At 68.7% G+C, this 21770-nt stretch carries 21 protein-coding genes; 15 read left to right on the forward strand and 6 right to left on the reverse strand.

Annotation, left to right across the window (positions count from 1 at the left end; all coding sequences use genetic code 11):
* Window positions 1-76 precede the first annotated feature (76 nt).
* Complete coding sequence (locus ACIP1U_RS18040; protein ID WP_400317319.1) at window positions 77-772, forward strand: phosphoribosyltransferase; 696 nt, start codon at window positions 77-79, stop codon at window positions 770-772.
* 26 nt (window positions 773-798) lie between these two features.
* On the opposite strand, the gene ACIP1U_RS18045 is transcribed toward ACIP1U_RS18040, so the two are convergent.
* The 4 genes from ACIP1U_RS18045 to ACIP1U_RS18060 form a co-directional block, all read right to left on the reverse strand.
* On the reverse strand, window positions 799-1320 hold the full coding sequence (locus ACIP1U_RS18045; RefSeq protein ID WP_400317322.1) for a 3-isopropylmalate dehydratase: 522 nt from the start codon (window positions 1318-1320) through the stop codon (window positions 799-801).
* A 54-nt stretch (window positions 1321-1374) separates the two neighbouring features.
* Entirely contained in the window at window positions 1375-2694 is a 1320-nt protein-coding gene (locus ACIP1U_RS18050; protein ID WP_400317325.1) for a 3-isopropylmalate dehydratase large subunit, read from the reverse strand.
* The gene (locus tag ACIP1U_RS18055; protein WP_400317328.1) at window positions 2691-3740 is read right to left on the reverse strand and encodes a tripartite tricarboxylate transporter substrate binding protein; all 1050 of its coding nucleotides are present in this window, start codon (window positions 3738-3740) and stop codon (window positions 2691-2693) included. Before ACIP1U_RS18055 ends, ACIP1U_RS18050 begins: the two co-directional genes overlap by 4 nt.
* Before the next feature lie 97 nt (window positions 3741-3837).
* Complete coding sequence (locus ACIP1U_RS18060; protein ID WP_400317330.1) at window positions 3838-4620, reverse strand: GntR family transcriptional regulator; 783 nt, start codon at window positions 4618-4620, stop codon at window positions 3838-3840.
* Window positions 4621-5330: 710 nt separating this feature from the next.
* Between ACIP1U_RS18060 and ACIP1U_RS18065 the strand changes: the two genes are divergently transcribed.
* The 8 genes from ACIP1U_RS18065 (at window position 5331) to ACIP1U_RS18100 (ending at window position 13658) form a co-directional block, all read left to right on the forward strand.
* On the forward strand, window positions 5331-6857 hold the full coding sequence (locus tag ACIP1U_RS18065; protein WP_400317332.1) for a hypothetical protein: 1527 nt from the start codon (window positions 5331-5333) through the stop codon (window positions 6855-6857).
* A gap of 184 nt (window positions 6858-7041) precedes the next feature.
* A complete protein-coding gene (locus ACIP1U_RS18070; RefSeq protein ID WP_400317334.1) occupies window positions 7042-7476 on the forward strand; it encodes a hypothetical protein in 435 nt (144 codons plus the stop codon).
* Window positions 7473-8171 (forward strand): C39 family peptidase, encoded by a 699-nt coding sequence (locus ACIP1U_RS18075; RefSeq protein WP_400317336.1) that lies wholly within the window; start codon window positions 7473-7475, stop codon window positions 8169-8171. The genes ACIP1U_RS18070 and ACIP1U_RS18075 overlap by 4 nt, the downstream gene beginning before the upstream one ends.
* A gap of 10 nt (window positions 8172-8181) precedes the next feature.
* Window positions 8182-9096: a flagellin gene (locus tag ACIP1U_RS18080; protein ID WP_400317339.1), complete on the forward strand. Its 915-nt coding sequence runs from the start codon at window positions 8182-8184 to the stop codon at window positions 9094-9096.
* Window positions 9097-9171: 75 nt separating this feature from the next.
* Entirely contained in the window at window positions 9172-10608 is a 1437-nt protein-coding gene (locus ACIP1U_RS18085; protein WP_400317341.1) for an acetate kinase, read from the forward strand.
* 239 nt (window positions 10609-10847) lie between these two features.
* The gene (locus ACIP1U_RS18090) at window positions 10848-11360 is read left to right on the forward strand and encodes a DUF1269 domain-containing protein (RefSeq protein ID WP_400317344.1); all 513 of its coding nucleotides are present in this window, start codon (window positions 10848-10850) and stop codon (window positions 11358-11360) included.
* Window positions 11361-11635: 275 nt separating this feature from the next.
* The gene (locus ACIP1U_RS18095) at window positions 11636-12772 is read left to right on the forward strand and encodes an ABC transporter substrate-binding protein (RefSeq protein ID WP_400317346.1); all 1137 of its coding nucleotides are present in this window, start codon (window positions 11636-11638) and stop codon (window positions 12770-12772) included.
* A gap of 76 nt (window positions 12773-12848) precedes the next feature.
* The gene (locus ACIP1U_RS18100) at window positions 12849-13658 is read left to right on the forward strand and encodes an SDR family oxidoreductase (RefSeq protein ID WP_400317349.1); all 810 of its coding nucleotides are present in this window, start codon (window positions 12849-12851) and stop codon (window positions 13656-13658) included.
* Between the two features lie 46 nt (window positions 13659-13704).
* Here the strand turns inward: ACIP1U_RS18100 and ACIP1U_RS18105 are convergent, their stop codons facing one another.
* Entirely contained in the window at window positions 13705-14610 is a 906-nt protein-coding gene (locus ACIP1U_RS18105; RefSeq protein WP_400317352.1) for a LysR substrate-binding domain-containing protein, read from the reverse strand.
* Window positions 14611-14722: 112 nt separating this feature from the next.
* On the opposite strand from ACIP1U_RS18105, the gene ACIP1U_RS18110 reads away from it, so the two are divergent.
* The 5 genes from ACIP1U_RS18110 (at window position 14723) to ACIP1U_RS18130 (ending at window position 19582) form a co-directional block, all read left to right on the forward strand.
* Window positions 14723-16084 (forward strand): acyclic terpene utilization AtuA family protein, encoded by a 1362-nt coding sequence (locus tag ACIP1U_RS18110; RefSeq protein ID WP_400317353.1) that lies wholly within the window; start codon window positions 14723-14725, stop codon window positions 16082-16084.
* A gap of 13 nt (window positions 16085-16097) precedes the next feature.
* Complete coding sequence (locus ACIP1U_RS18115) at window positions 16098-16454, forward strand: hypothetical protein (protein ID WP_400317356.1); 357 nt, start codon at window positions 16098-16100, stop codon at window positions 16452-16454.
* Window positions 16455-16489: 35 nt separating this feature from the next.
* Window positions 16490-17458 carry a Bug family tripartite tricarboxylate transporter substrate binding protein gene (locus ACIP1U_RS18120; protein ID WP_400317359.1) on the forward strand — a complete coding sequence of 323 codons (969 nt, stop codon included), beginning with the start codon at window positions 16490-16492 and terminating at the stop codon, window positions 17456-17458.
* A gap of 287 nt (window positions 17459-17745) precedes the next feature.
* On the forward strand, window positions 17746-18738 hold the full coding sequence (locus tag ACIP1U_RS18125; RefSeq protein ID WP_400317548.1) for an MBL fold metallo-hydrolase: 993 nt from the start codon (window positions 17746-17748) through the stop codon (window positions 18736-18738).
* A 91-nt stretch (window positions 18739-18829) separates the two neighbouring features.
* Window positions 18830-19582: an NADPH-dependent F420 reductase gene (locus tag ACIP1U_RS18130; protein ID WP_400317361.1), complete on the forward strand. Its 753-nt coding sequence runs from the start codon at window positions 18830-18832 to the stop codon at window positions 19580-19582.
* A 49-nt stretch (window positions 19583-19631) separates the two neighbouring features.
* Here ACIP1U_RS18130 and ACIP1U_RS18135 read toward each other — a convergent pair whose 3' ends face one another.
* Window positions 19632-20021 (reverse strand): GNAT family N-acetyltransferase, encoded by a 390-nt coding sequence (locus ACIP1U_RS18135; protein WP_400317364.1) that lies wholly within the window; start codon window positions 20019-20021, stop codon window positions 19632-19634.
* Between the two features lie 188 nt (window positions 20022-20209).
* Between ACIP1U_RS18135 and ACIP1U_RS18140 the strand changes: the two genes are divergently transcribed.
* Complete coding sequence (locus ACIP1U_RS18140; protein WP_400317367.1) at window positions 20210-21697, forward strand: AMP nucleosidase; 1488 nt, start codon at window positions 20210-20212, stop codon at window positions 21695-21697.
* Window positions 21698-21770 lie beyond the last annotated feature (73 nt).

The raw sequence follows: 21770 nt of genomic DNA on the forward strand, positions 1-21770 counted from the left end.
GGCCGAAGGGCCACCGTGCGGGGCCCCGGCCCGGTCGGGACTCCTGCCTGCCGGCCAGCCAAACCGGGAGCGCGCCATGCCAGTCCCACCGTGCTTTGCCGATCGCCGCGAAGCCGGCCATTACCTTGGCCGCCGCCTGGCGGAACTGGGCTTCGGCGCCGACAAGCTCGGCCAGCCGGTGCTGGTGCTGGCGCTGCCGCGCGGCGGCGTGCCGGTTGCCTTCGAGGTGGCGCGCGCGCTCGGTGCGCAGCTTGATGTGCTGCTGGTGCGCAAGATCGGCGCCACCGGCTACCCGGAACTGGCGCTGGGCGCCGTGGTCGAGGGCGATGCCGGCGGCGGCGGGCCGCATACGGTGGTGAACGACGATCCCTGGGCGCGCCGTGCGGTGGAAAGCGGCAGCTTCGATGCCGAACGCGGGCGCCAGCTCGACGAGATCGCCCGCCGCCAGCAGCGCTATCGTGGCGGCGCGCCGGTGCCGGCGCGGGCCGGGCGTACCGTGATCGTGGTCGATGACGGCGTTGCCACCGGGGCGACCATGCGCGCCGCATTGGAAGGCGTGCGCATGGCCGGCGCCGCGCGGGTGATCGCGGCCACGCCGGTCGGCGCGCAGGAAGGGCTGGCCAGCCTGGAGCTGGCGGCCGACGAGGTGATCTGCCTGAATACACCGCCCAACTTCGGCGCGGTCGGCTCCTTCTACCTGGATTTCACCCAGACCAGCGACGACGAGGCGCTCGGGCTGCTGCGCCAGGCGGCCAGCACGCGCGCGGGCTGACGCCAGCGGCAGTGTCAGCGTCAGCGTCAGGCCCGGACGGCCAGGCGCCGCTTCAGGTGCGGCACCAGCCCGCCGGCGCCGAGGATTTCGCGCAGGAAATCGGGGATCGGCTCGCATGCCACCGTGCTGCCGTCGTCCAGGCGCAGCAGTGCCGTGTCCAGGTCCAGCGCCGCCCGGGCGCCGTCGGCCAGCCGGGCGGCCTCCGCGCACACCAGCACCGGCAGTCCCAGGTTGATCGCGTTGCGGTAGAACAGCCCGCCGAACGACAGCGCCACCACCGCGCCCACGCCCAGTTCGCGCAGCGCCTGCGGCGCCTGCTCGCGCGAGGAACCGATGCCGAAGTTGGCGCCCGCTACCACCACATCGCCCGGCTGCACGCTGCCTGGAAACTCGGGGCGCAGCGACGCCAGGCAGTGCCGTGCCAGCACGGGCAGTGGCGATTTCATCAGCACGGCGGGGGCCATGGCATCGGTGTCGACGTTGTCGCCGAAGCGCCAGATGCGGCCGGCGGGGGTGGGGGCCGGAGTGGGGGCAGCAGGAGCAGTCATGCAAGAGGTCAGGCCCACTTGCGCGGGCACGTGTCAGGCCGCGTTGTTACGTATTTATGCCAGCAAGGTGCGCGGGTCGGTAATGCGGCCGGTAACGGCGCTGGCGGCCACGGTCATCGGCGAACCCAGCCACACCGCGCTGCCGGCATCGCCCATGCGGCCGGAAAAGTTGCGGGCGGTCGAGGCGATGGCGCGGCTGCCGGCGGGGAAGCGCGCGGCGCCATAGCCGGCGCAGGCGCCGCAGGCGTTGGGCAGCAGGCTGGCGCCGGCCTCGGCCAGGATGGCGAGCGTGCCTTCGCGTTCGGCCTGCTGCTGGTCGCGGCGCGATGCGGCGGCCACCTGCAGCGTGACGCCCGGCGCGACCCGGCGTCCGCGCAACACGCGCGCGGCCATGCGCAGGTCTTCCAGCTTGGCACCCGTGCAGGCGCCGAGGTAGGCGATCTGCACCGGCTCGCCGGCGGCCTGGTCGACCGGCGCGCTATTGGCCGGCGAATGCGGCGCGGCCACCTGCGGCGCCAGCGCGGCGGCGTCGAAGCGGTGGTGCGCCAGCACCGGCGCCTGCGCGTCGGTGCGCCAGTGCGCCAGGTCGATCTGTGCCAGCGTTTGCGCCGGCACGCCGGCCTGTGCCAGCCAGTCCAGCGTGACCGCATCGGGGGCGACCAGGCCGGTTTGCGCGCCCAGTTCGGCGCTCATGTTGGTCAGCGTCATGCGTTCCTGCATCGGCAGCGCGGCGACGGCGCTGCCAGTGTATTCAAGCGCTTCGTAGCGTCCGCCTCCCAGGCCGAGGGTCGCGCACAGGAACAGATTGATGTCCTTGGCGCAGACCCCGGGGGCGAGTACGCCGTCCCATTCCAGCCGGATCGTGTGCGGCACGCGCAGCCAGATCTCGCCGGTGGCCAGCACGCCGGCCATCTCGGTGGCGCCCACGCCGAACATGTAGGCACCGAACGCGCCGCCGGTCGGGCTGTGGCTGTCGCCGCCGACGATCAGGCGGCCCGGCAGCACATGCCCGCGCTCAGGCAGTACCACGTGGCAGATGCCCTCGGCATCGATCAGCTCGGCGCCGGCCTGGCGCGTCCAGTCGCGCGTGAAGCGCAGGATCGATTCGGCCTGGGCATCGCCGCCCGGGACGAAGTGATCGGTCACCACGACATAGCGCGACGGGTCCCACACGCCCACGCCGAGTTCCAGCAGCAGCGGCGCAACGCGGCGCGGGCCGCTGGAGTCGTGCGACATCGCCAGGTCGACCCGGCAGATCGCCACCGTGCCGATCTCGGCATAGTCCAGCCCGGCCGCGCGGGCGACCAGCTTCTGGGCCAGCGTCGCCGGCCTGGCCGTTGCCTCGGCGCCAGGGGGGGCCGCAGGCACGCTCATTCCGGCGATGCCCCCGAATACTTGACCACCGAGGCCCAGCGCTTGACGTCTTGCTTGACGAAGGCAGCGAACGCCTCGGGCGCCATCGCCACCGGCTGCGCGCCGTCGTTTTCCAGGCGCTTGCGCACCGCGGGTGACTCCAGCCCCTTGCGCGCCGCCTGGTAGAGCGCCTGCGTGACCTCCGCAGGCATGCCGGCGGGCCCGAACAGGCCGAACCACGCGCTCGACTCGAAGCCCTTGACGGTCGCGCCGATCGGCGCCACGCCCGGGAACTGGGACATCGGCGCCGGGCTGGTCACGCCCAGCACCTTGAGCTTGCCGGCGCGCACGTGCGGCAGCACGTTGATCGTGCTCGCGAACATCAGGTCGCACTGCCCGGCCAGCACATCGGTGAGCGCCGGCGCGGTGCCTTTGTACGGGATGTTGACGATATAAGTGCCGGTCATCATCTTGAACATGTCGCCGGCCATGTGCAGCGACGAGCCGACCGAACCGATGGCGAAGTTCAGCTTGCCCGGCTCCGAGCGTGCCAGCCGGATCAGCTCGGGCACGTTGTTGGCAGGCAGCTTCGGCGTGGCCACCAGCACGCTGGGCACGGTGGCAACCAGCGTGACCGGCGTGAAATCCTGCACCGGGTCGAAGGGCAGCTTCTTGTACAGCGTGGCGTTGATGGTGTGGCTGGTGAAGCTCATCAGCAGCGTGCTGCCGTCCGGCGCGCTCTTGGCGACCAGGTCGGCGGCGATATTGCCGCCAGCGCCGGGCCGGTTCTCGACCACCACCGACTGCTCCAGCAACTGCGACATCTCCTGGGCGATGGTGCGCGCCAGCGTGTCAGTGGTGCCGCCGGCGGGGGCGCCCACCAGGATGCGGATCGGCTTGCCGCCGGCAATCCCCTGTCCCTGGGCCTGCCCTTGGGCCGCGGCGCCAAGCGGCAGGATCAGCCCGCAGGCGACCAGGGCGGCAACCCGGCGCAGCGCGGTGCGGCGAGCGGGCACAGGTGGAGACTGACGGGTCGGGCTGGACGAAACCAGGCGGAACACTGGCATGACGATTCCTCGCTTGATGTGATCGGGAGTGCGCAGTATCGCCCGACTCGGGTGTCCGCGCATCCCTTGCCTTGCCCCTTGCCGCGCGCGGACGGGATCAGTCGCGCAGGCCGGGGCGGGTTTCGCTTTCCACCCAGACGTTGGCGCTGTCCACGCCGGCGGGCGACAGTTCCATGCGGTATTCGTAGCGGTCGGGACGGTACTGCCCCAGAAGCAGTTGCACCGGCCGCCCGCCCTGGTCCTTCACCACGCGCCGCACCGCCAGCAGCGCGCCACCCACCGGCACGTCCAGCAACGGCGCCACCACCACATCGGCCAGACGCGCCGACAGCACCTGGCTGGCACGGCCCAGCTTGACGCCGCCGGCTTCCAGCAGGCGCAGTACCGGGGTTTCCTCGAGCGCCTTGCGCGTGATCGGGCGGCCCAGGTCCGCGGGCAGGTAGACGGTGATATGCGACAGCGGCCGGTTGCGGTAGTGGCGCACGCGCACGATCTTGATCACCGGATCGCCGGGCTGGATTCCCAGTGACTCGGCTACGTCGGGCGTGGCGTGGACTTCGTCGATCGAGATCACCTTCACCGACGTCTTCTGGCCCATGTCGATGATGTTGTCGAGCAGGCTGGAGCTGCGGTCCTCGGTGGCCGAGGCCGGACGCACGGGGTGCGGGTTGACGAAGGTGCCGAGCCCGCGATGGCGCCGCACCAGGCCTTCCTGCACCAGTCGGTCGAACACGCGGCGCATGGTCACGCGCGAGGCGTGGAACTGCTTGGCCAGGTCGATCTCTCCCGGCAAGGGGCCCTGGCCGAAGCGTCCTTCGACGATCTGCTGGCGCAGTACCACGTAAATCTGGTGATACAGGGGAACGACGGCTTCACTCATGGTTTCCCTTGTGGAGAGATGACAAGTCTGTAATGCCTCTAATGTACTTTAAATCAGACATAGAGCCTAGCAAGGATAGTGGCTGAGGCGCTTCGGATACAACATGCGAGCGTGGCGCTGCGGCATGACCTCCGCTTTGCGCCAAGCCAGTGGCCGATCACACGGCGGCGACCGTGCGCGTGCCGGTGGCGCCGCGCCGGTGGCCGGCGGAATGCTTCAGTGTGAAGGCGCCGATGACCGGAACCGGGCGGCGAAAAACGGACATCGCCGCTATGTGAGGCAGCCCACATGGGAGACGGCGGCGGCACCTCGGGAATCGTGTTTCAGGCCCGATACGTGGCATGGCGCATCGGGCAACTCCTAGGTCTGCCGTTAAGGCTTTGAAATCTAATGGATTTTTTCTTGGCCCCAGCGATACCCCTGAGCCACCTTGGGGGGCGCTGTCACAGCGGTGTGACATGTCGTTTGACGTGCACAGGGGGCGGGGCCGCGTTGATGGCGCAAGCGGCCAGAAAGTTCCCCGGCTGGCACCGGGCAGGCCTTGTATTACAAGGGTTTGCCGCCTCACGTGGCGAGGCTGGCACCGATTATGCGCTAGGGCTGGTCGGTTTGGCAGTTGCCGGACCTGAACCTCCAGCCGTCGTTCCGGACTTGAGCGCCGGCCGGAGGCTGAGCCGCAGTGACACTGTGTATTCTCCTGGGAGCATCGAATGAAAAAGACACTACTTGCGTCGGCCATCGCACTCGCCTTTGGCGGGCAGGCATGGGCAAATCCGACCAACAACAACGACAAGGTCTGGGACGGTGACAACAACCAGACAGCGACGGCCAACTCCCAGCAGAGCGGGAGCGGCGCAAATGCCAATGAATTCTCCGTGGCGGTCCAGAAGAACGACAACAGCACTGACAACAGCTCGCACAGCAAGAGCACCTCGGTCACGGTCGACAAGTCGAAGACGAATTCGAACAATAAGACCAAGACCAATTCCGACAACCACCTGAAGGCCGTGGCTGACGGGCTTGGTAGCGCCGCCGCCATCGGTGGTGCCGCATCGTCCAGCATCTCCGGCTCCTTCAACAAGACCACCGCCATCGCGCTGAGCAAGCTGAGCGGCACGGTGAGCGGGAACTATGTCCACAACATCGGCAACTATGCGTCGAACTCCGGTAGCGCCAACGGTGGCACCGGCAAGGGTGGTAAGGGTGGTGCGGGCGGCACCGGCTTAGGCGGTTTCGGTGGCAGCGGCGGAGACGGCGCTGCGGGCGCAGTTGGTGGCGACGCCAGGGCAACCAACGGCAGCGCCAGTGCCGGCTACGCCAGCAGCGGCAAGGCTATCGGCGGCGACGGCGGCGACGGCGGCAAAGCCTCGAACTGGGGTGCCAATGGCGGCGACGGCTATGGCAAGGGCGGCAGCGCGATTAGCGCGGCGGGCAGCAAGGGCGGCAGCGGCGGCGACGGCTACGGCAAGGGCGGCGGCGCTCTGAGCGCCTCGCTCGGCGCTGGCGGGCGTGGCGGCAGCGCTGGCGCGATCGGTGGTGATGCCTTGGGTGCCAGCGGTGCCCTGGGCGGTATTGCCGCTGCGGCCGGCGGCTCGGGCGGTTCGGGTGGCAACGCCAACGGTTCCGGTAATGACGCGGGCGGTGCAGGTGGTGCGGGTGGCGGCGCAGGCGCGACCGGGACCAACACGGCTGGTGCTGGCTCTGGCACGGGCGGCGCAGCGGGCGCAGCCGGTGGGACGGGCGGTGCGGGCACCGCCACGGCTACCGCGACCGGTGGCGCTGGCAGCGGCAGTGGCGGTGCCGGTGGTTCGAGCAGCGCGGGCTCGGCGGCAACGGCTGGCTCGGGCACTGGCACTGGCGGTGCAGGCGGCACGCAGACTGCCAACGGCGGCGCCGGTGGCGCTGGCGGTGCTGCCACCGCAGGCGCGGCGAGCACGCAAGCCTCGAACGGCAGCGCTACCACGGGCAGCGGCGGCGCAGGCGGTGCCGGTGGCGCTGGCGGTGCGGCAGGCGGTGGTACCGGCGGTACCGGTGGTGCCGGCGGGATCGGCAACGGCGGCACTGGCGGCGCTGGCGGCTACAACTACGTCGACGCAGGTACGTTCAATATGTCCAACGTCATGACCAGCGTTGGTCAGACCGCGGCGGGCATCATGATGGCGAGCCAGAACAGCGGCGCCGCCTCGCTGACGCAAATGAGCGTGAACGTGCAGGCCAACGTCAACGCGGGCAGGTAAGACGCGCGCAGCATCGGCCTGGCCTGAGCCCTGTGCCAGGACGGGCCGGCACTTCGATGTCTTGCCGGCAGGACCGGCGCCCGCATCCTGTGTGCGGGCGTTCGGCCCCTGTCATGCCTACGCACCTAAATGCCTTCGCTGCCGCCCGGATGGGGGTGCGCACGAGGCAGGGGAGGATGACACCATGCAATCGGTCCGCTTTGCCGTCGGGGCATTCACGACGGTCCTGCTGGCCTGGCCAGCGCTGCAGGCCCGCGCGGAGCCGCCAGGGCTGGAAGCTGCCATGGCTGCCGCGCGCAGTGCCGCGGCAAGCACTCAGGAGGCGGTTGCAGATACGACGCATCCCGCCGCAGTCAATAGTTTGTTTGGCGGGGTGGCGAAAGCTGTACCCGTGTCTAAACTAGACGATATCCGCGGTGGCGCGGAGGTCACCGTGAACGATATGCGCCTGCATGGCACGGTTGCTGAAAACGCTGCGGTCGATATCGTATCCGGCGCAAACCGGATCACTGAAGGGGCGTTCGCGAATGCGGCGGGGATACCTACCGCGATTCAGAACTCCGGCTCCAACGTGTTGATCCAGAACGCAACGATCGTGAACGTCCAGTTCAGACCATGAAGCTGCTGCGCAACCTGTTGGCGTGTGTGCCGTTCGCACTGGCCGCGGGGTTCATCCCCTGTGCCGATGCTGCGGATGTCTACATCTACGGTCCGGTTGGCGAACCTTACAACGTCAGGGTCACCAGCGTTCGCGAAGCGCGCTTCAAGTCCACGATCCGCCAGCAATACGATTTCAGCTGCGGCTCGGCCGCGGTGGCCACGTTGCTGACATACCAGTACGGCCATCCGATGAACGAGGCCACGGTGTTCCAGAACATGTACCTCAACGGCGACCAGGCAAAGATCCGCGCCGAGGGGTTCTCGCTGCTGGACATGAAGCGCTTCCTGGGAGCGCTCGGCTATGAGGCGGACGGCTATGAGCTGCCGCTGTCCAAGCTCGAGGAAACGCAGATCCCGGCCATCGTGCTGATCGTGGAAGAGGGTTACCACCATTTCGTGGTGGTCAAGGGTGTGAAAGGCGACCGCGTGCTGGTTGGCGATCCCGCGCGGGGAACCCGTGCCATTTCACGCGAGCGCTTCGAGAAGATCTGGCAGAGCCAGCTGTTGTTCGTGATCCACAACCGCACGGACAACGCACGCTTCAACCTGGCCGCGGACTGGCGCCTGGCGCCCAGCGGCCCTTACTGGATGGGAGTCAACCGGGATAGCCTCTTCTTCACCGTCATGCCCAAGCATGGCGTTGGCGACTTCTGAGGAATGCATCATGTTGCAGACTTCCCTCCCGACCCCTGCAGCGCCCCGCACCGCCACGGCGGCGGCCGCGATGCTGCTTGGTGCCGGTCTGGCCTGTGCCGGCGTGGCGCATGCCAGTTCGTTACCCCAGCCCGACAGCCTCGACCCGTCGGCGCTGCCGTCGCAGGCCGCTTCTGCCCGCGACCGGGACCCTACACCCGTGGCTGCCGCACGCGGCAGCATGGCCGGCTGGAAACCGGTCGCACATGACAAGCTCGACGAGATGCGGGGCGGCTTCGAGATGCCGGGCCTGCAGGTTTCGTTCGGAATCGAACGCGCGGTGTACATCAATGGGGCCCTGGTCGTCGCAACCAGCATTAACATCCCGGACGTCGGACGCATCACCGCGGACCAGGCGGCGCGCCTGGCGATGACGCTGGGCCCCGCTATCGTTGCATCTACCAACGCCGCCGTCGCAAGCGCGCTGGCGGGCCTCACGGGCGGCGCTAACGGCTCCCCCGGTAGTTCGAGTGCCGGCAGTTCGAGCGCCGGAAGCGCGAGCACGGGCGCCGCGGCGTCGGCCAGCGGTGCGGCCGGGGCTGGCTCCGCCACGTCGGCTGCAGCCAACGGCGGCAGCGCCAGTGCAAGCGGCGCCAGCGGGGCAGCGGGCGCGGCCGGCATGCCCACTACCGTGGTGACGACCGGCACCGGCCAGGTGGTGACCAACGGCTTGCTGAACGTGATCCAGAACGGCCCTGGCAACTCGGCCGCGGTGGGGTCGCTGGCCGGCACGCCCACCACGGTGATTCAGAACAGCATGGACAACCAGAGCATCCGGAGCCTGATGACAATCGACGCAAGCGTGAATACGCTGCAGGCCTTCCGGTCGCAATTGGCCAACACGACGCTGCAGGATGCGTTGATGCGGGCCGCCAGCATGAGGTAATCGTAGCGAAGCAGCAGGCAGTGCAGGTTGCGGGCTCCTGACAACAGCCCGCCCGTCCCGGGGGAGGAAGACGTGATGAAGAAGCGGTCGATGCAGGGCATCCGGAACGCCGGATGCTCGACGTTGCTGTTGCTCGGCGGCCTGGCGCAGGCCCAGACGCCGGATGCGGGGGGACCCGTGGCAGGCCTGGAAACGCTGCAAAGGGAACTCGCCGAACAGGCCACCCAGCTCGACGCCATGAAGCGGGCGCTGGCCGAACAAGAAGCAGTGATCCGCGAGTTGCGCAGCGTCATCAGCAATGAAGTGCTGGCCACCAAGCGCGGCGGCCAGGGTGTCGGCGCCGGTGTGTCGCCGTCCAACAACGCCACCAATGCCGCCACCGCCGCGGCGGCGGCCAGCGCGGCGCAAAGCCCGCCCAACGCGGTCAACAACCCGCAGCAGATCACGCTGCAGCCGCCGCAGGATGTCGCGCAGGGCCCGCAGGCGGGCGAGTCCGCCAACCCGCAGACCGTGGCCGTGGAAGAGCCCGTGGGCCGTCCGCCCGAAAGCCAGACCCGGCCGCCCGAGATCGCGCCGATCATCGACCAGCCCGGCGTGCTGACCGCGCAGGGCAAGCTGGTGGTCGAGCCTGGCTTCCAGTACGGCTACTCGTCCAACAACCGCGTCGCGCTGGTCGGCTACACGGTGATCCCCGCGATCCTGATCGGCCTGCTCGATGTGCGCGAGGTCAAGACCTCGACCTACATTCCGTCGATCGCGCTGCGCTATGGCGTGACCAAGCGGCTCGAAGTCGAAGCCAAGGTGCCTTACGTGAAGACCTCGGGCTCGACCATCAGCCGCGAAGTCTTCACCGGCACCGCCGTCGACAACGTGTTCAATGCCAGCGGCGCCGGCCTTGGCGATGTCGAGGCGACGGTGCGCTACCAGCTCAACTACGGCAACGAGAAGATGCCGTACTTCGTCGGGTGGCTGCGCTACAAGTCGGCCACTGGCAAGGATCCGTTCGAAGTGGTGACCGATTGCGTGACGCGCTGCGTGGGCAATACCACCGGCACCGGACTGCCGCTCGGGCTGCCGACCGGTACCGGCTTCCAGGCAATCCAGCCCGGTATCACCTGGCTGCTGCCGACCGATCCGGCGGTGTTCTTCGGCACCTTCAGCTATCTGCACAACTTTGCGCGCAACAACGTCAGCCGTACCGTGCTCAACGGCGAGAAGGAGAGCCTCGGCAAGATCGCCCCGGGCGATATCTTCGAGTTCAGCTTCGGCATGGGCCTGTCGCTCAACGAGAAGGCGTCGTTCAGTATCGGCTATGACCAGGCCATCATCTGGCCGACCAAGCAGAACGGACAGACCGTGCCGGGCTCGGTGCGCATCACGCAAGGCACGCTGCTGGTGGGCTACTCGTACCGCTTCAACGATCGCTACACGCTGAACCTGTCGGTGGGTGCGGGCCTGACGCGCGACACGCCCGACCTGCAGGTCAACCTGCGCCTGCCGATCACTTTCTGAGACGGCGTTCGCCGCGCGCTTGCAAGCGTTTTTCCAGGCGCTTTTTTCTCACGTGACGCGTGCCTTGCACCAGCAGGGCACGCGTGCGCGTCACATGCGCGCGTGCGTGCAAAGCGCTCCCCCAGTTGCCTTGCGCTTGCCCCCCGAACCGCGTACAACGAAATAACCCCGCGCCGTCAGCGGTACTTTCTCACCCGGTCTACCCACACCATCGGCGCGGCCTGAACAAGGAGAGAGACATGCGCAAACGCATCTTCTGGTTGTTGCCCGACCTGGCGAGCGCCCGCCGCACCATGGACGACCTGCTGCTCGCCCGCGTCGAAAACCGCCGCATCCACTTCGTGGCGCGCGACGGCGAAGACATGACGGGCCTGCACGAAGCCAACCTGTTCCAGACGTCCGACATCGTCCATGCCGCGGAAATGGGCCTGATGGTCGGCGGCGGCGTGGGCGTGGTGGCTGGCGTGGTGGTGGCCATGTTCCCGATCGTTGGCGACACGCCGCAGTGGGGCCTGGTCGGCGTGCTGGCGGTACTCGGCGCGGTGTTCGGCGCTTGGGCCGCAAGCATGATCGGCAGTTCCGCGCCCAACAGCCGCCTGCGGGCGTTCGAGAAGGACATCGAGGCGGGCAAGATCCTGCTGATGGTCGACGTGCCGCGCGGCCGCGTCGAGGAAATCGAAACGCTGCTGCAGAACGCGCACCCGGAAGCCCGTTTCGCCGGTCTCGATCCAGCCGTGCCGGCCTTCCCCTGATCCGTCCGCAGCAAGCCTTGCCGTCGCGATGGCAAAGGCCATTCGCAGTCTCTCGCGCGCGCCCGCGCGGCGCGCCTTGACGCGCATCTCTTAGCGCGTAGCTGGCCACGCCGGAACCGACATCCGGTTCCGGTGTGATGCCGCTGCAACACCCCCCTCCCTCTTGTTTGCCCTGACGTGACGCATGCGGTAATTTTCGCAACGGCGCATGGCCCTTGCCGTGCGTAGCGCGCGCAGGCGCGCCACAGAAGAACGACATACGAGAGGGGACAACGATGAAGGCGAAATGGATCGCGTGCGGCGTGCTGGCCGCCACGCTGGGATGGGCCGCGCAAACGGCGCAGGCGGAACCGGGCGTGACCCGCAACACCATCCGTATCGGCCAGTCGGCCGGCATCACCGGCCCGGTTGCCGGTTCGGTCAGGGAACAGATCGCCGGCGCACAGGTGTACCTGCGCACGATCAACGCCAGCGGCGGCGTGGCGGGCCGGCGCATCGAGCTGGTCACCTACGACGATGGCTTCGATGCCAAGCGCACGCCGGACAATGTGCGCAAGCTGCTCGACGAAGACAAGGTGTTCGCGCTGTTCATGGTGCGCGGCACGCCGCAGAACGAGAGCATCCTGCCGCTGGTCGCCGAGCACAAGGTGCCGCTGGTGGCGCCGCTGACCGGCGCGATCACGCTGCACCGGCCGGTGAACCGCTACGTGTTCAACGTGCGCGCCAAGTACCAGGATGAAGTCGCGCGCGCGATCAACCACCTGGCCACCACCGGCATGAGCCGGATCGGCATCTTCCACACCACCGACGGCTTCGGCCAGGACGTGCTCGAAGGCTATACCACCGCGCTGCAGGCGCGCGGCGTGCAGCCGGCGGCGAGCGTCAGCTTTGCGCGGCCCATGGGCGACATCAGCCAGGGCGTTGCGACCATGAACAAGGCCAACCCGCAGGCCGTGCTGGTGATCGGCTCGGGCTCGGAAGCCGCGCGCATCATCCGCGAACTGCGCCGCGCCGGCAGCCAGGCGCAGTTCGTCACGCTGTCGAACAACGCCGCCGACTCCTTTATCCGCGAGCTGGGCGACGATGCGCGCGGGCTGATCATTACGCAGGTGGTGCCGGGGACCAACTCCAGCCAGATGACGCTCGCCAGCGAATACCGCAGTCAGGCCCGGCAGCAGGGCGTGGAGCCGTCAAACGCTGGCATGGAAGGCTTCATGTCGGCCAAGGTGCTGGTGGAAGGACTGCGCCGCGCCGGGCCCGAGCCGACGCGCGAGCGCCTGGTCAGCGCGCTCGAGGGCCTGCGTGACTACGATCTCGGCGGCATCCTGATCAGCTACAGCGCCACGCGCCATACCGGGTCGTCTTTCGTCGAGATGTCGATCGTCTCGTCCACCGGCAAGCTGATCCGCTGAGCGGGCGGGCTTTGCGGCATTTGCAGCAGGCTGGCCCACGCAACGCGGCCCGGCCTGCTGCGGTATATTCGCCCGCATGGCTACTCCTACCTCATCTCCTACCTCATCTCCCGACGCCGCCGCGCGTACCCCGTTCTCGTTGCATGGCCGCGTCGCGCTGGTAACCGGCGGCGCGCAGGGTCTGGGCCTGGCGATCGCCGCCGGGCTGGCCGATGCCGGGGCTCACGTACTGGTGGCGGCGCGCAGCGAGGCACGCGTGCATGACGCGGTCGCCACCCTGGGCGCGCGCGGTGGCAGCGCCGAGGCGCTGGTGCTGGACATCACCGATGAAGCGGCAGTCGAGGCAGCGTTCGCGCGGATCGACTCCGCCCACGGCCGGCTCGATGTCCTGGTCAACAACGCCGGCGCGCGCAACCGCAACGCGATGGCGCATCTCGATGCCGGCGACCTGCGCGCCATGCTCGAGACCAACCTGGTCGCGCCCTACACGCTGTGCCGCCACGCCGCGCAACGGATGCAGCGCGGGCAGTACGGCCGCATCGTCAACGTCAGTTCGATCGCGGGCCAGGTCGCGCGCGCGGGCGACGTGCTCTATCCCGCCACCAAAGGGGGGCTGGATGCGCTGACGCGCGCGCTGGCCGCGGACCTGGGCCGCTACGGCGTCACCGTCAACGCGATCGCCCCCGGCTACTTCGCCACTGAACCGAACCAGCCGATGGTCGACGACGAGGGCGTGGCCGAGTGGCTGCGACAGCGCACGTCGCTGGGCCGCTGGGGCCGGCCCGAAGAAATCGCAGGCGCAGCAGTGTTCTTGGCATCGCCGGCGGCGTCGTACATCACGGGGCATGTGCTGGCGGTCGACGGCGGCTACCTCGGGCACTTCTGACACCTCCTCCAGACGGCAAAGCGTACCCAATTCTGCGTGCCGCGTTTCAGCGCCGCGCCGGCGCCTTGCCGCCACGGTAGAACGCCTGCAGGCTTTCGATCATCGCCGCGGCGGCCGCGGAGTCGCCGCGGTCCTTCATGCGCACCAGGCAGATATCGCGCACCAGTGACGGCAGCTGGAGCGGCCGGATCGCCAGGCCCTCGCGCCGGAACTGGAACAGCGCCAGCGACGGCACCGCGCTGATCCCGAGCCCCGCCTGCACCAGCGCCGCCACGGTCGCCAGATGCTCCACCTCCATCACGCTGTGCAGCCGCAACGGGTGCAGCGCCGCGTCGAGATGCTGGCGCACGCTGGTCGTGCGCGACAGCTGGATAAACGGCTCGCCCGCCAGGGCCTGCGGTGCGATGCGGCGCTTGCGCGCCAGCGGATGGTCGGCCGGGCATACCAGGTGGAAGGTGTCGCGCACCAGCGGCTCGACGCGCAGGTCGTCGTCCTGCGCCGGCGCGGGTGCCAGCGCAAAGTCGGCGCGGCCCTGCCGGACCAGTTCGATGCAGCCATCGGCGAGTTGGTCAAACAGCTCCAGCACGATGCCCGGGTAGCGTGCGCGGAACTGCGCCAGCAGCGGCGGCAGGTCGCCGCCCGCCAGCGACGGCAGCGCGGCGATCGATACGCGGCCCTTGCGCCGCTCGGCATGCGCGCGCAGGTCTTCGAACGCCGCTTCGAAATCCGCAAGCAACCGCCGCGCAGTCTGCTCGAAGCGCACGCCATCAGTGCTCAGCTCCACGTGGCGCGTGGTGCGCTCGAACAGGCGGCTGCCGGCCTGCTCCTCCAGCGTCTGCACCAATGCGCTGAAGGCCGATTGCGACAGGTGGCAGGCGCGCGCCGCGCGGGTGAAGTTGCGGTAGGTTGCCAGCGCCACGAAGGCGCGCAGGTGCTTGACCGACAGGTTCATCGAGATTTTTACTTATCCAGCAAGTCGATAGATTAATCCAAATAATCCGTTTTTTGGCTGGACGGGCTCGACCTAGAATGGCTTCGACTCAGCCAACAACCTTGCCCCGACCATGACTGCTCCCTTGCTGATCGGCTCCGGCGCCGGCTTCTCCGGCGACCGCACCGACGCCGCATTGCCGGTGGTGCGCACGCTGATCGCCGCCGCGCAGCCCGCGGCGCTGATCTTCGAGACGCTGGCCGAACGCACGCTGGCGCTGGCGCAACTGGCGCGACGCAACGACCCGGCGCACGGCTACGAGCCGCTGCTTGATGCGCTGCTGGCGCCGGTGCTCGGCCTGTGCCTGCGGCACGGCATTCCCATCGTCGGCAATTTCGGCGCGGCCAATCCGCACGCGGCGGCGCGGCGCGTGCTGCAGCTTGCGGGCGAACTGGGCCTGCCTAACCCGCGCGTGGCAGTGGTGGAGGGCGACGATCTTTCGCACGATGCCGGCCGCTCGCTGCTGCAGGGCATCCTTGGCGACGCCTTCGATGCCGATCGCTTTGTCTGCGCCAATGCCTATATCGGCGCGCAAGGCATTGCCGCGGCGCTGGCCGACGGCGCGCAGGTGGTGGTGTGCGGCCGCGTAGCCGACCCGGCGCTGGCGGTGGGACCGGCGATGGCGCATCACGGTTGGTCGTGGGACGACTGGGACCGGCTTGCCGCCGCCACCATGGCCGGCCACCTGCTCGAATGCGGGGCCCAGGTCACCGGCGGCTACTTTGCCGATCCGGGCATGAAGGACGTACCCGATGTCCACGCAGTCGGCTTCCCGATCGCGCAGCTTGACGGCGACGGCAGCATCGAGATCTTCAAGGCGGCCGATACCGGCGGCTGCGTCGACCTGCGCACGGTCAAGGAGCAATTGCTGTACGAAGTCCACGATCCCGCCGCGTACCTGACGCCGGACGTGGTCGCCGACATCAGCGCCGTCACCGTCACGCAGCTAGGCCCCGACCGCGTGGGGGTGCGTAACGTGCGCGGGCACGCACGGCCGGCACAGCTCAAGGCCAACGTCTTCAGCCACGGTGGCTGGCTGGCCGAAGGCGAGATCTCCTATGCCGGCCCCAATGCCGCCGCCCGCGCGCGCCTGGCGGCCGACATCCTGCGCCGGCGCATGGAGATGCTGGGCCATGACGCGCCGATCCGCTTCGACCTGATCGGCGTGCTCAGCGTATTCGCGGACGATGCCGGCGCGATGCTTGCCCGGCGCCAGTCGAACGAGGCCGACGTGCAGGACGTGCGCCTGCGCGCGGCGCTGGCGCATGACGATGCCGCGGTGGCGCAGACGCTGCTGCGCGAGGTCAACGCGCTCTACACCTGTGGCCCCGCAGGCGGCGGCGGCGTGCGCACGGGACAGCGCGCGCGCCTGAACGCGGTGTCGTGCCTGGTGCCGCGCGAAGCCATCACCGCCACGCATCGCTTCATCGCCTGAGGAGGACGACGCCATGACCACGATCGATACTGCCACCGCCGCGCTCTACCAGTTCGCCCACGGCCGCACCGGCGACAAGGGTGACCGTTCCAACATCAGCGTGATCGCCTACGATGCGCGCGACTACGAGCACCTGGTTGCCCACGTGACCGAGGACGCCGTGCGCGCGTTGTTCAGCGAGCGCCGGCCCAGCGCCGTCACGCGCTACCTGGTGCCATCGCTGCACGCCATGAACTTCGTCATCGACGGCGTGCTCGACGGCGGCGTCAATGATGCGCTCAACCTCGACACCCACGGCAAGGCGCTGTCGTTCCGCCTGCTGCAGCTGCAGATCCCGCTGCCGCCGCGGCTGGTGCCGCCCGCACCCTGAATCCACACCAACAACGATTTCGACAGGAGACAACGATGCACCGATTCCTCAAGCCATTGGCCGCCGCCGCGCTGTGCGCGCTGGTCCTGCCCGCCGGACAGGCGTGGGCCGAATTCCCCGACAAGCCGATCCGCTTCGTGGTGCCGTTCGCCGCGGGCAGCGCCACCGACCAGCTCGCGCGGGCCATTGGCCAGGCCATCACGCTGGACAGCAAGGTCACCGTGGTGGTCGACAACAAGCCCGGCGCCAATGGCTTTATCGCGGCGTCTGACGTCGCCAAGGCCGCGCCTGACGGCTACACCGTACTGATCAGCACCAACACGACGCATGCCGCCAACGAGCACCTGTTCAGGAAGCTGCCCTACGACCCGGTCAAGGACTATGCGCCGGTGACCGCGCTCGGCCGCGGCGGCCAGATCATGGTGGTCAATCCGCAGGTGCCCGCCAAGACCGTGGGCGAGTTCATCGCGCTGGCAAAGAAGCAACCGGGCAAGCTCAGCTTCGGCAGCGGCAGTTCGTCGTCGCGCATTGCCGGCGAGCTGTTCCAGCAGATGGCGCACGTCGAGCTGTTGCACGTGCCGTACAAGAGCAACCCCCTGGCCATCACCGACCTGCTCGGCAACCAGATCCAGATGATGATCACCGACACCGCTACGGGCCTGCCGCAGGTCAAGAGCGGCAAGCTGCGCGCGTTGGGCGTATCGGGCAAGGCACGCTCGCCGCTGGCGCCCGACGTGCCGACCATCGACGAGGCCGGCATCAAGGGCTACGAGATGAGCTATTGGTTCGCGGCGTATGCGCCAGCCGGTACGCCGCAGCCGGTGGTGGCCAAACTCAACGCGATGATGGTGAAGGCCGCGCGCAGCGACACCGCGGCCAGCTTCTACCAATCGACAGGCACCGAAGTGTTTACCAGCACGCCCGCCGAGCTCGCGAAATTCCAGGCGCAGGAGTCTGGCAAGTGGGGTCGCATCATCAAGGCGGCGAATATCCAGCCTGAGTGACGACGAGCCGTTGCAAGCTTGCATGAATGGAAAACGGGGCCACGTGGCCCCGTTTTTTACGCAGAAGTAGGTACGCTTTGGTCGAGCGTACCCATTTCTGCGTGGCTGTCCTGTGTGGTTCCGTGTCGTTCATTGCCGCGGTCCTTCGCGTCCTGCGTGGTTTTCCGGTGCGTCGACATCCGGCTTAACATACGCTTTTGTCTCCCTCGACAACAACCAACAACAAGGAACCAGACATGAAGCCACAGTCCGCCGCGCGCCACGCCATCGGCCGACCTGGCCACGCCATGCACAAGGCTCTGCGCCTGCCTGCCATCGTGCTGGCCGCCGCGATGGCAACGGCTCTGCTGCCGGCCACGACCGGCACCGCACATGCCGCCGCGGCGCAGCAGAAGACGCAGGTGCCGGGCTACTACCGCATGATGATCGGCCAGCTGGAAGTCACCGCGCTGTACGACGGCTACATCGACCTCGACCCCAAGATCCTCAAGTACACCAGCGCGCGCGAGGTGCAAAGCCTGCTGGCACGGATGTTTGTCGAGTCGACGCCGGGCATGCAGACCGCGGTCAACGCTTACCTCGTCAATACCGGCAGCCGCCTGGTGCTGGTCGATACCGGCGCGGCCGCATGCTTCGGGCCCACGCTTGGGCGCATCGGCGACAACCTGCGCGCGGCGGGCTATGCGCCGGAGCAGGTCGATGCCGTGCTGCTGACCCACCTGCACGGCGACCACGCCTGCGGCCTCGCCGCGAACGGGCAGCCGGTCTTCCCCAACGCGACGGTCCATGTCGACAAGGCCGACGCCGATTACTGGCTCAGCGAAGCCAATGCCGCCGCAGCGCCGAAGGAAGCACAGGGGCTGTTCGCGATGGCACGCGCCGCGGTTGCGCCGTACCAGGCCGCGAACCGGTTCCGTACCTTCACCGGCGGCAACCACGCCGAACCGATTCCGGGCGTGCGTGCGCTGCCCGCCTACGGGCATACGCCGGGCCACAGTGGCTACCTGTTCACCTCGGGCAAGGAGAGCCTGCTGCTGTGGGGCGACATCATCCACAGCCATGCGGTCCAGTTCCGCCGCCCGCAAGTGGCGATCGAGTTCGATACCGACAGCCATACCGCGGTGATCACGCGCCGGCGCATCCTGGCCGATGCGGCCAAGGGCAAGCTGTGGGTGGGCGGCGCGCACCTGCCATTCCCCGGGCTGGGCCATGTGCGCCGCGACACCGCCGGCTATACCTGGGTGCCTGCCGAATTCGGCCCAATCCGCGCGGATCGATAGTCCGGAGCGCACGCCCGGCTTTTCGCCTAGAGTCATGCCATGGGCCCGCGCCGGACCGGCACGGGCCGCCGTCCCCTGCCGGAGGCGCGCCATGGCTATCCCTGCATCCCCGCTCAATCCCAAACGGCGCCTGTTGCTGGGCGCCGCGGCCTGCACCGCGCTCGCCGTCAGCCTGCCGCGCCCGGCGAGGTCGCAAAGTGCCGGCCGCAATGCCGCGGCGCAGCCCATCGGTGTGATCGGCGCGGGCCGCATCGGCGGCACCATCGGCGGGCTGTGGGTCAAGGCCGGACACCCCGTGCTGTTCTCCTCGCGCCACCCCGAAGCCCTTAAGCCAATGGTCGCAGAAATGGGTACGCTTGCCCGGGCCGGCACCGTGGCCGAGGCCATCGCCTTCTCCGACGTGCTGTTCCTGGCCACGCCCTATGGCGCACTCCCGCAGCTTAGCCGCGACCATGCCGACGCGTGGCGGGGCAAGATCGTGCTCGACGCCACCAACGCCTTCGACCACCGCGACGGGCCGATCGCCGAAGAGACCAGGCGCGACGGCATCGGCCTGACCACGGCGCGCTACCTGCGCGGCGCGCGCGTGGTGCGGGCGTTCAACTTCATGGGGGCGGCGCAGTTCGCCAGCGAGCACCACCGGCAAGGCGGGCTGGTCGCGGTGCCGATCGCGGGCGATGACAAGGCTGCGCTCGACGTGGCGGCGCAACTGGTGCGGGATGCGGGCTTCGAGCCCGTGGTGGTGGGGCCGCTGTCCAGCGCCGACCGCTTTGCGCCGGGCGGGCCGCTGTTCAGGCAGGTTGGTACGGCCGAGGAATTCCGGCGCAAGATGGGCGCGCAGTGAGGCGCGCAAGTGTGGATGGCGGCCGGAACAGGCCGGCTGCCGTGCCGGCTCAGGGCCGGCGCCGCTCCATCGCCACCATCGACGGCGTAAAGCCGAGCTGGCCGAAGAATGCCGCTTCGGAAGAGCGCGCCGCGCGCAGCACCCAGGTGATATCGGGATCGTTGCCCATGACGTAGCGCACCAGCGCGCGGCCGATGCCGCGCCGGCGGTGGCTCGGGGCCACGGCAACCATCGACAGGAAGCCGTCGGAGACGTCGTCGCACAGGGCCCGGGCGAAGCCGACGATCTCGCCGCCTTCCACCGCCACGGCCACGCGCTGGGAATTGGCCAACAGCCGCGCGAACTTGTCGGGTCCGCCTATCCGGTTGGACCAGCCATTGGCGATCAGTAGTTGTCTGGCTGCCTCGATGTCCCCGGGCAACAGGTTACGGATTTCCATTGGCGGCTCTCCCAGTCAAGCATGTACGGCCCCTCGCCGCCCCTTGCCACCAGGGGCGCCGCGAGTCGAGAACGGCACGGGAACCCGTGCCGCGCAATTGGCGGAGTGTAGCGAGCGGGCGCGGGCGCGTCAATTTGGCTTCCGGCTGGGTGGGGATGCCGCTCACGCCAGCGCGCGAGCGCGGTATCATGGCCTGCATGAATGCCCCCGTCTTCTCCTCAGCCCATCCGGCCGACCAGCTCGCCGAATTTTCTGACGCGGATGCGGCGCTGGCGCGCATCCGCGAGATCTACGACGCCTCGGTCGGCGCGGTGCGCGCGCGCTTCGATGCATTCGCCAGCGGCAAGCCGCTGCCGTCCGCCGCACACGCCTGCTATCCGTACCTGGGGATCTCGGTGAACATCGAGACCATGGTCACCGACAGCCGCCCCTCCTGGGGCACGGTGGCCTACCCCGGGGTGTACGGCACCACGGTGACCCGTCCCGACCTGCTGGCAGACTACTACCGCGACCAGATCGAACGGCTGATGCGCTACCACCGCGTCCCGGTGGTCGTTGGCCTGAGCCGGCGCCCGATCCCGCTGCCGTTCGTGATCGAGGCCTCGACCACCGACATCAGCTATACCCAGGCGCGCGAACTGGAAGCCTCGTTTGTGCTGCCCGAACTGAGCCGCATTGACGACGGCATCGCCAACGGCACTTACGAGCCGATCCCGGGCGAGGCCTGGCCGCTGTCGCTGTTCCCCGCCGAGCGCGTGGACCTGGCGCTGCAGCGGCTGTACCACTACACCGGCACGGCCCCGCAGCATTTCCAGCGCTTCGTGCTGTTCACCAACTACCAGCGCTATGTCGATGAATTCGTCGCGCTGGGCCGTGCGCTGATGGGCAGCAGCGACGGCGGCGGCTACACCCGCTTCGTCGAGCCCGGTGACGTGGCACAGGACCTCGGCGGCGCCGAGCCGGAAGACGCGACCCGCCCGCGCGCGCTGCCGCAAATGCCGGCCTACCATCTGGTGCGTGAGGACAAGCTCGGCGTGACACTGGTCAATATCGGCGTGGGCCCGTCCAACGCCAAGACCATGACCGATCATCTCGCCGTGCTGCGCCCGCATTGCTGGCTGATGGTTGGCCACTGCGGCGGCCTGCGCCGCTCGCAACAGCTGGGCGACTACGTGCTGGCGCACGCCTACGTGCGCGACGACCACGTGCTCGACCACGACCTGCCGCCGTGGGTGCCGGTGCCGCCGATCGCCGAGATCCAGGTGGCGCTGCAGGAAGCGGTGGCGCGTGTCACCGGCCTGTCCGGCAACGAGATGAAGACGCGCATGCGCACCGGCACCGTGGTCTCCACCGATGACCGCAACTGGGAGCTGAAGTCCAAGTCGCTGTACGCGCGCTTCAACCAGTCGCGCGCCATCGCCATCGACATGGAGAGCGCCGCGGTGGCCGCCAACGGCTTCCGCCTGCGCGTGCCCTATGGCACGCTGCTGTGCGTCTCGGACAAGCCGCTGCACGGCGAACTCAAGCTGCGCGGCATGGCCAATGCCTTCTACCGGCAGCGTGTCAGCCAGCATATGACCATCGGGCTGGAGGCGATCCGCATCCTGCGCGAGAACGGCGTCGAGCAGCTGCATTCGCGCAAGCTGCGCAGCTTCGACGAGCCCGCATTCCGCTAGGCCGCGACGTCCTGTCTCGCCAAAGCAAAAGGCCGGCGCCATCGGGCGCCGGCCTTTTTGCATGGCAAGCCAC

Origin of the sequence: Cupriavidus sp. NPDC089707 (genome assembly GCF_044748965.1) — a bacterium.
In the GTDB taxonomy this organism is placed as follows: Bacteria; Pseudomonadota; Gammaproteobacteria; order Burkholderiales; family Burkholderiaceae; genus Cupriavidus.

Excerpts from the sequence above, each read along its gene's own strand:
- ACIP1U_RS18040 (WP_400317319.1), top strand. The coding sequence starts at position 77 with ATGCCAGTCCCACCGTGCTTTGCCGATCGCCGCGAAGCCGGCCATTAC.
- ACIP1U_RS18045 (WP_400317322.1), bottom strand. The coding sequence starts at position 1,320 with ATGACTGCTCCTGCTGCCCCCACTCCGGCCCCCACCCCCGCCGGCCGC.
- ACIP1U_RS18050 (WP_400317325.1), bottom strand. The coding sequence starts at position 2,694 with ATGAGCGTGCCTGCGGCCCCCCCTGGCGCCGAGGCAACGGCCAGGCCG.
- ACIP1U_RS18055 (WP_400317328.1), bottom strand. The coding sequence starts at position 3,740 with ATGCCAGTGTTCCGCCTGGTTTCGTCCAGCCCGACCCGTCAGTCTCCA.
- ACIP1U_RS18060 (WP_400317330.1), bottom strand. The coding sequence starts at position 4,620 with ATGAGTGAAGCCGTCGTTCCCCTGTATCACCAGATTTACGTGGTACTG.
- ACIP1U_RS18065 (WP_400317332.1), top strand. The coding sequence starts at position 5,331 with ATGAAAAAGACACTACTTGCGTCGGCCATCGCACTCGCCTTTGGCGGG.
- ACIP1U_RS18070 (WP_400317334.1), top strand. The coding sequence starts at position 7,042 with ATGCAATCGGTCCGCTTTGCCGTCGGGGCATTCACGACGGTCCTGCTG.
- ACIP1U_RS18075 (WP_400317336.1), top strand. The coding sequence starts at position 7,473 with ATGAAGCTGCTGCGCAACCTGTTGGCGTGTGTGCCGTTCGCACTGGCC.
- ACIP1U_RS18080 (WP_400317339.1), top strand. The coding sequence starts at position 8,182 with ATGTTGCAGACTTCCCTCCCGACCCCTGCAGCGCCCCGCACCGCCACG.
- ACIP1U_RS18085 (WP_400317341.1), top strand. The coding sequence starts at position 9,172 with ATGAAGAAGCGGTCGATGCAGGGCATCCGGAACGCCGGATGCTCGACG.
- ACIP1U_RS18090 (WP_400317344.1), top strand. The coding sequence starts at position 10,848 with ATGCGCAAACGCATCTTCTGGTTGTTGCCCGACCTGGCGAGCGCCCGC.
- ACIP1U_RS18095 (WP_400317346.1), top strand. The coding sequence starts at position 11,636 with ATGAAGGCGAAATGGATCGCGTGCGGCGTGCTGGCCGCCACGCTGGGA.
- ACIP1U_RS18100 (WP_400317349.1), top strand. The coding sequence starts at position 12,849 with ATGGCTACTCCTACCTCATCTCCTACCTCATCTCCCGACGCCGCCGCG.
- ACIP1U_RS18105 (WP_400317352.1), bottom strand. The coding sequence starts at position 14,610 with ATGAACCTGTCGGTCAAGCACCTGCGCGCCTTCGTGGCGCTGGCAACC.
- ACIP1U_RS18110 (WP_400317353.1), top strand. The coding sequence starts at position 14,723 with ATGACTGCTCCCTTGCTGATCGGCTCCGGCGCCGGCTTCTCCGGCGAC.
- ACIP1U_RS18115 (WP_400317356.1), top strand. The coding sequence starts at position 16,098 with ATGACCACGATCGATACTGCCACCGCCGCGCTCTACCAGTTCGCCCAC.
- ACIP1U_RS18120 (WP_400317359.1), top strand. The coding sequence starts at position 16,490 with ATGCACCGATTCCTCAAGCCATTGGCCGCCGCCGCGCTGTGCGCGCTG.
- ACIP1U_RS18125 (WP_400317548.1), top strand. The coding sequence starts at position 17,746 with ATGCACAAGGCTCTGCGCCTGCCTGCCATCGTGCTGGCCGCCGCGATG.
- ACIP1U_RS18130 (WP_400317361.1), top strand. The coding sequence starts at position 18,830 with ATGGCTATCCCTGCATCCCCGCTCAATCCCAAACGGCGCCTGTTGCTG.
- ACIP1U_RS18135 (WP_400317364.1), bottom strand. The coding sequence starts at position 20,021 with ATGGAAATCCGTAACCTGTTGCCCGGGGACATCGAGGCAGCCAGACAA.
- ACIP1U_RS18140 (WP_400317367.1), top strand. The coding sequence starts at position 20,210 with ATGGCCTGCATGAATGCCCCCGTCTTCTCCTCAGCCCATCCGGCCGAC.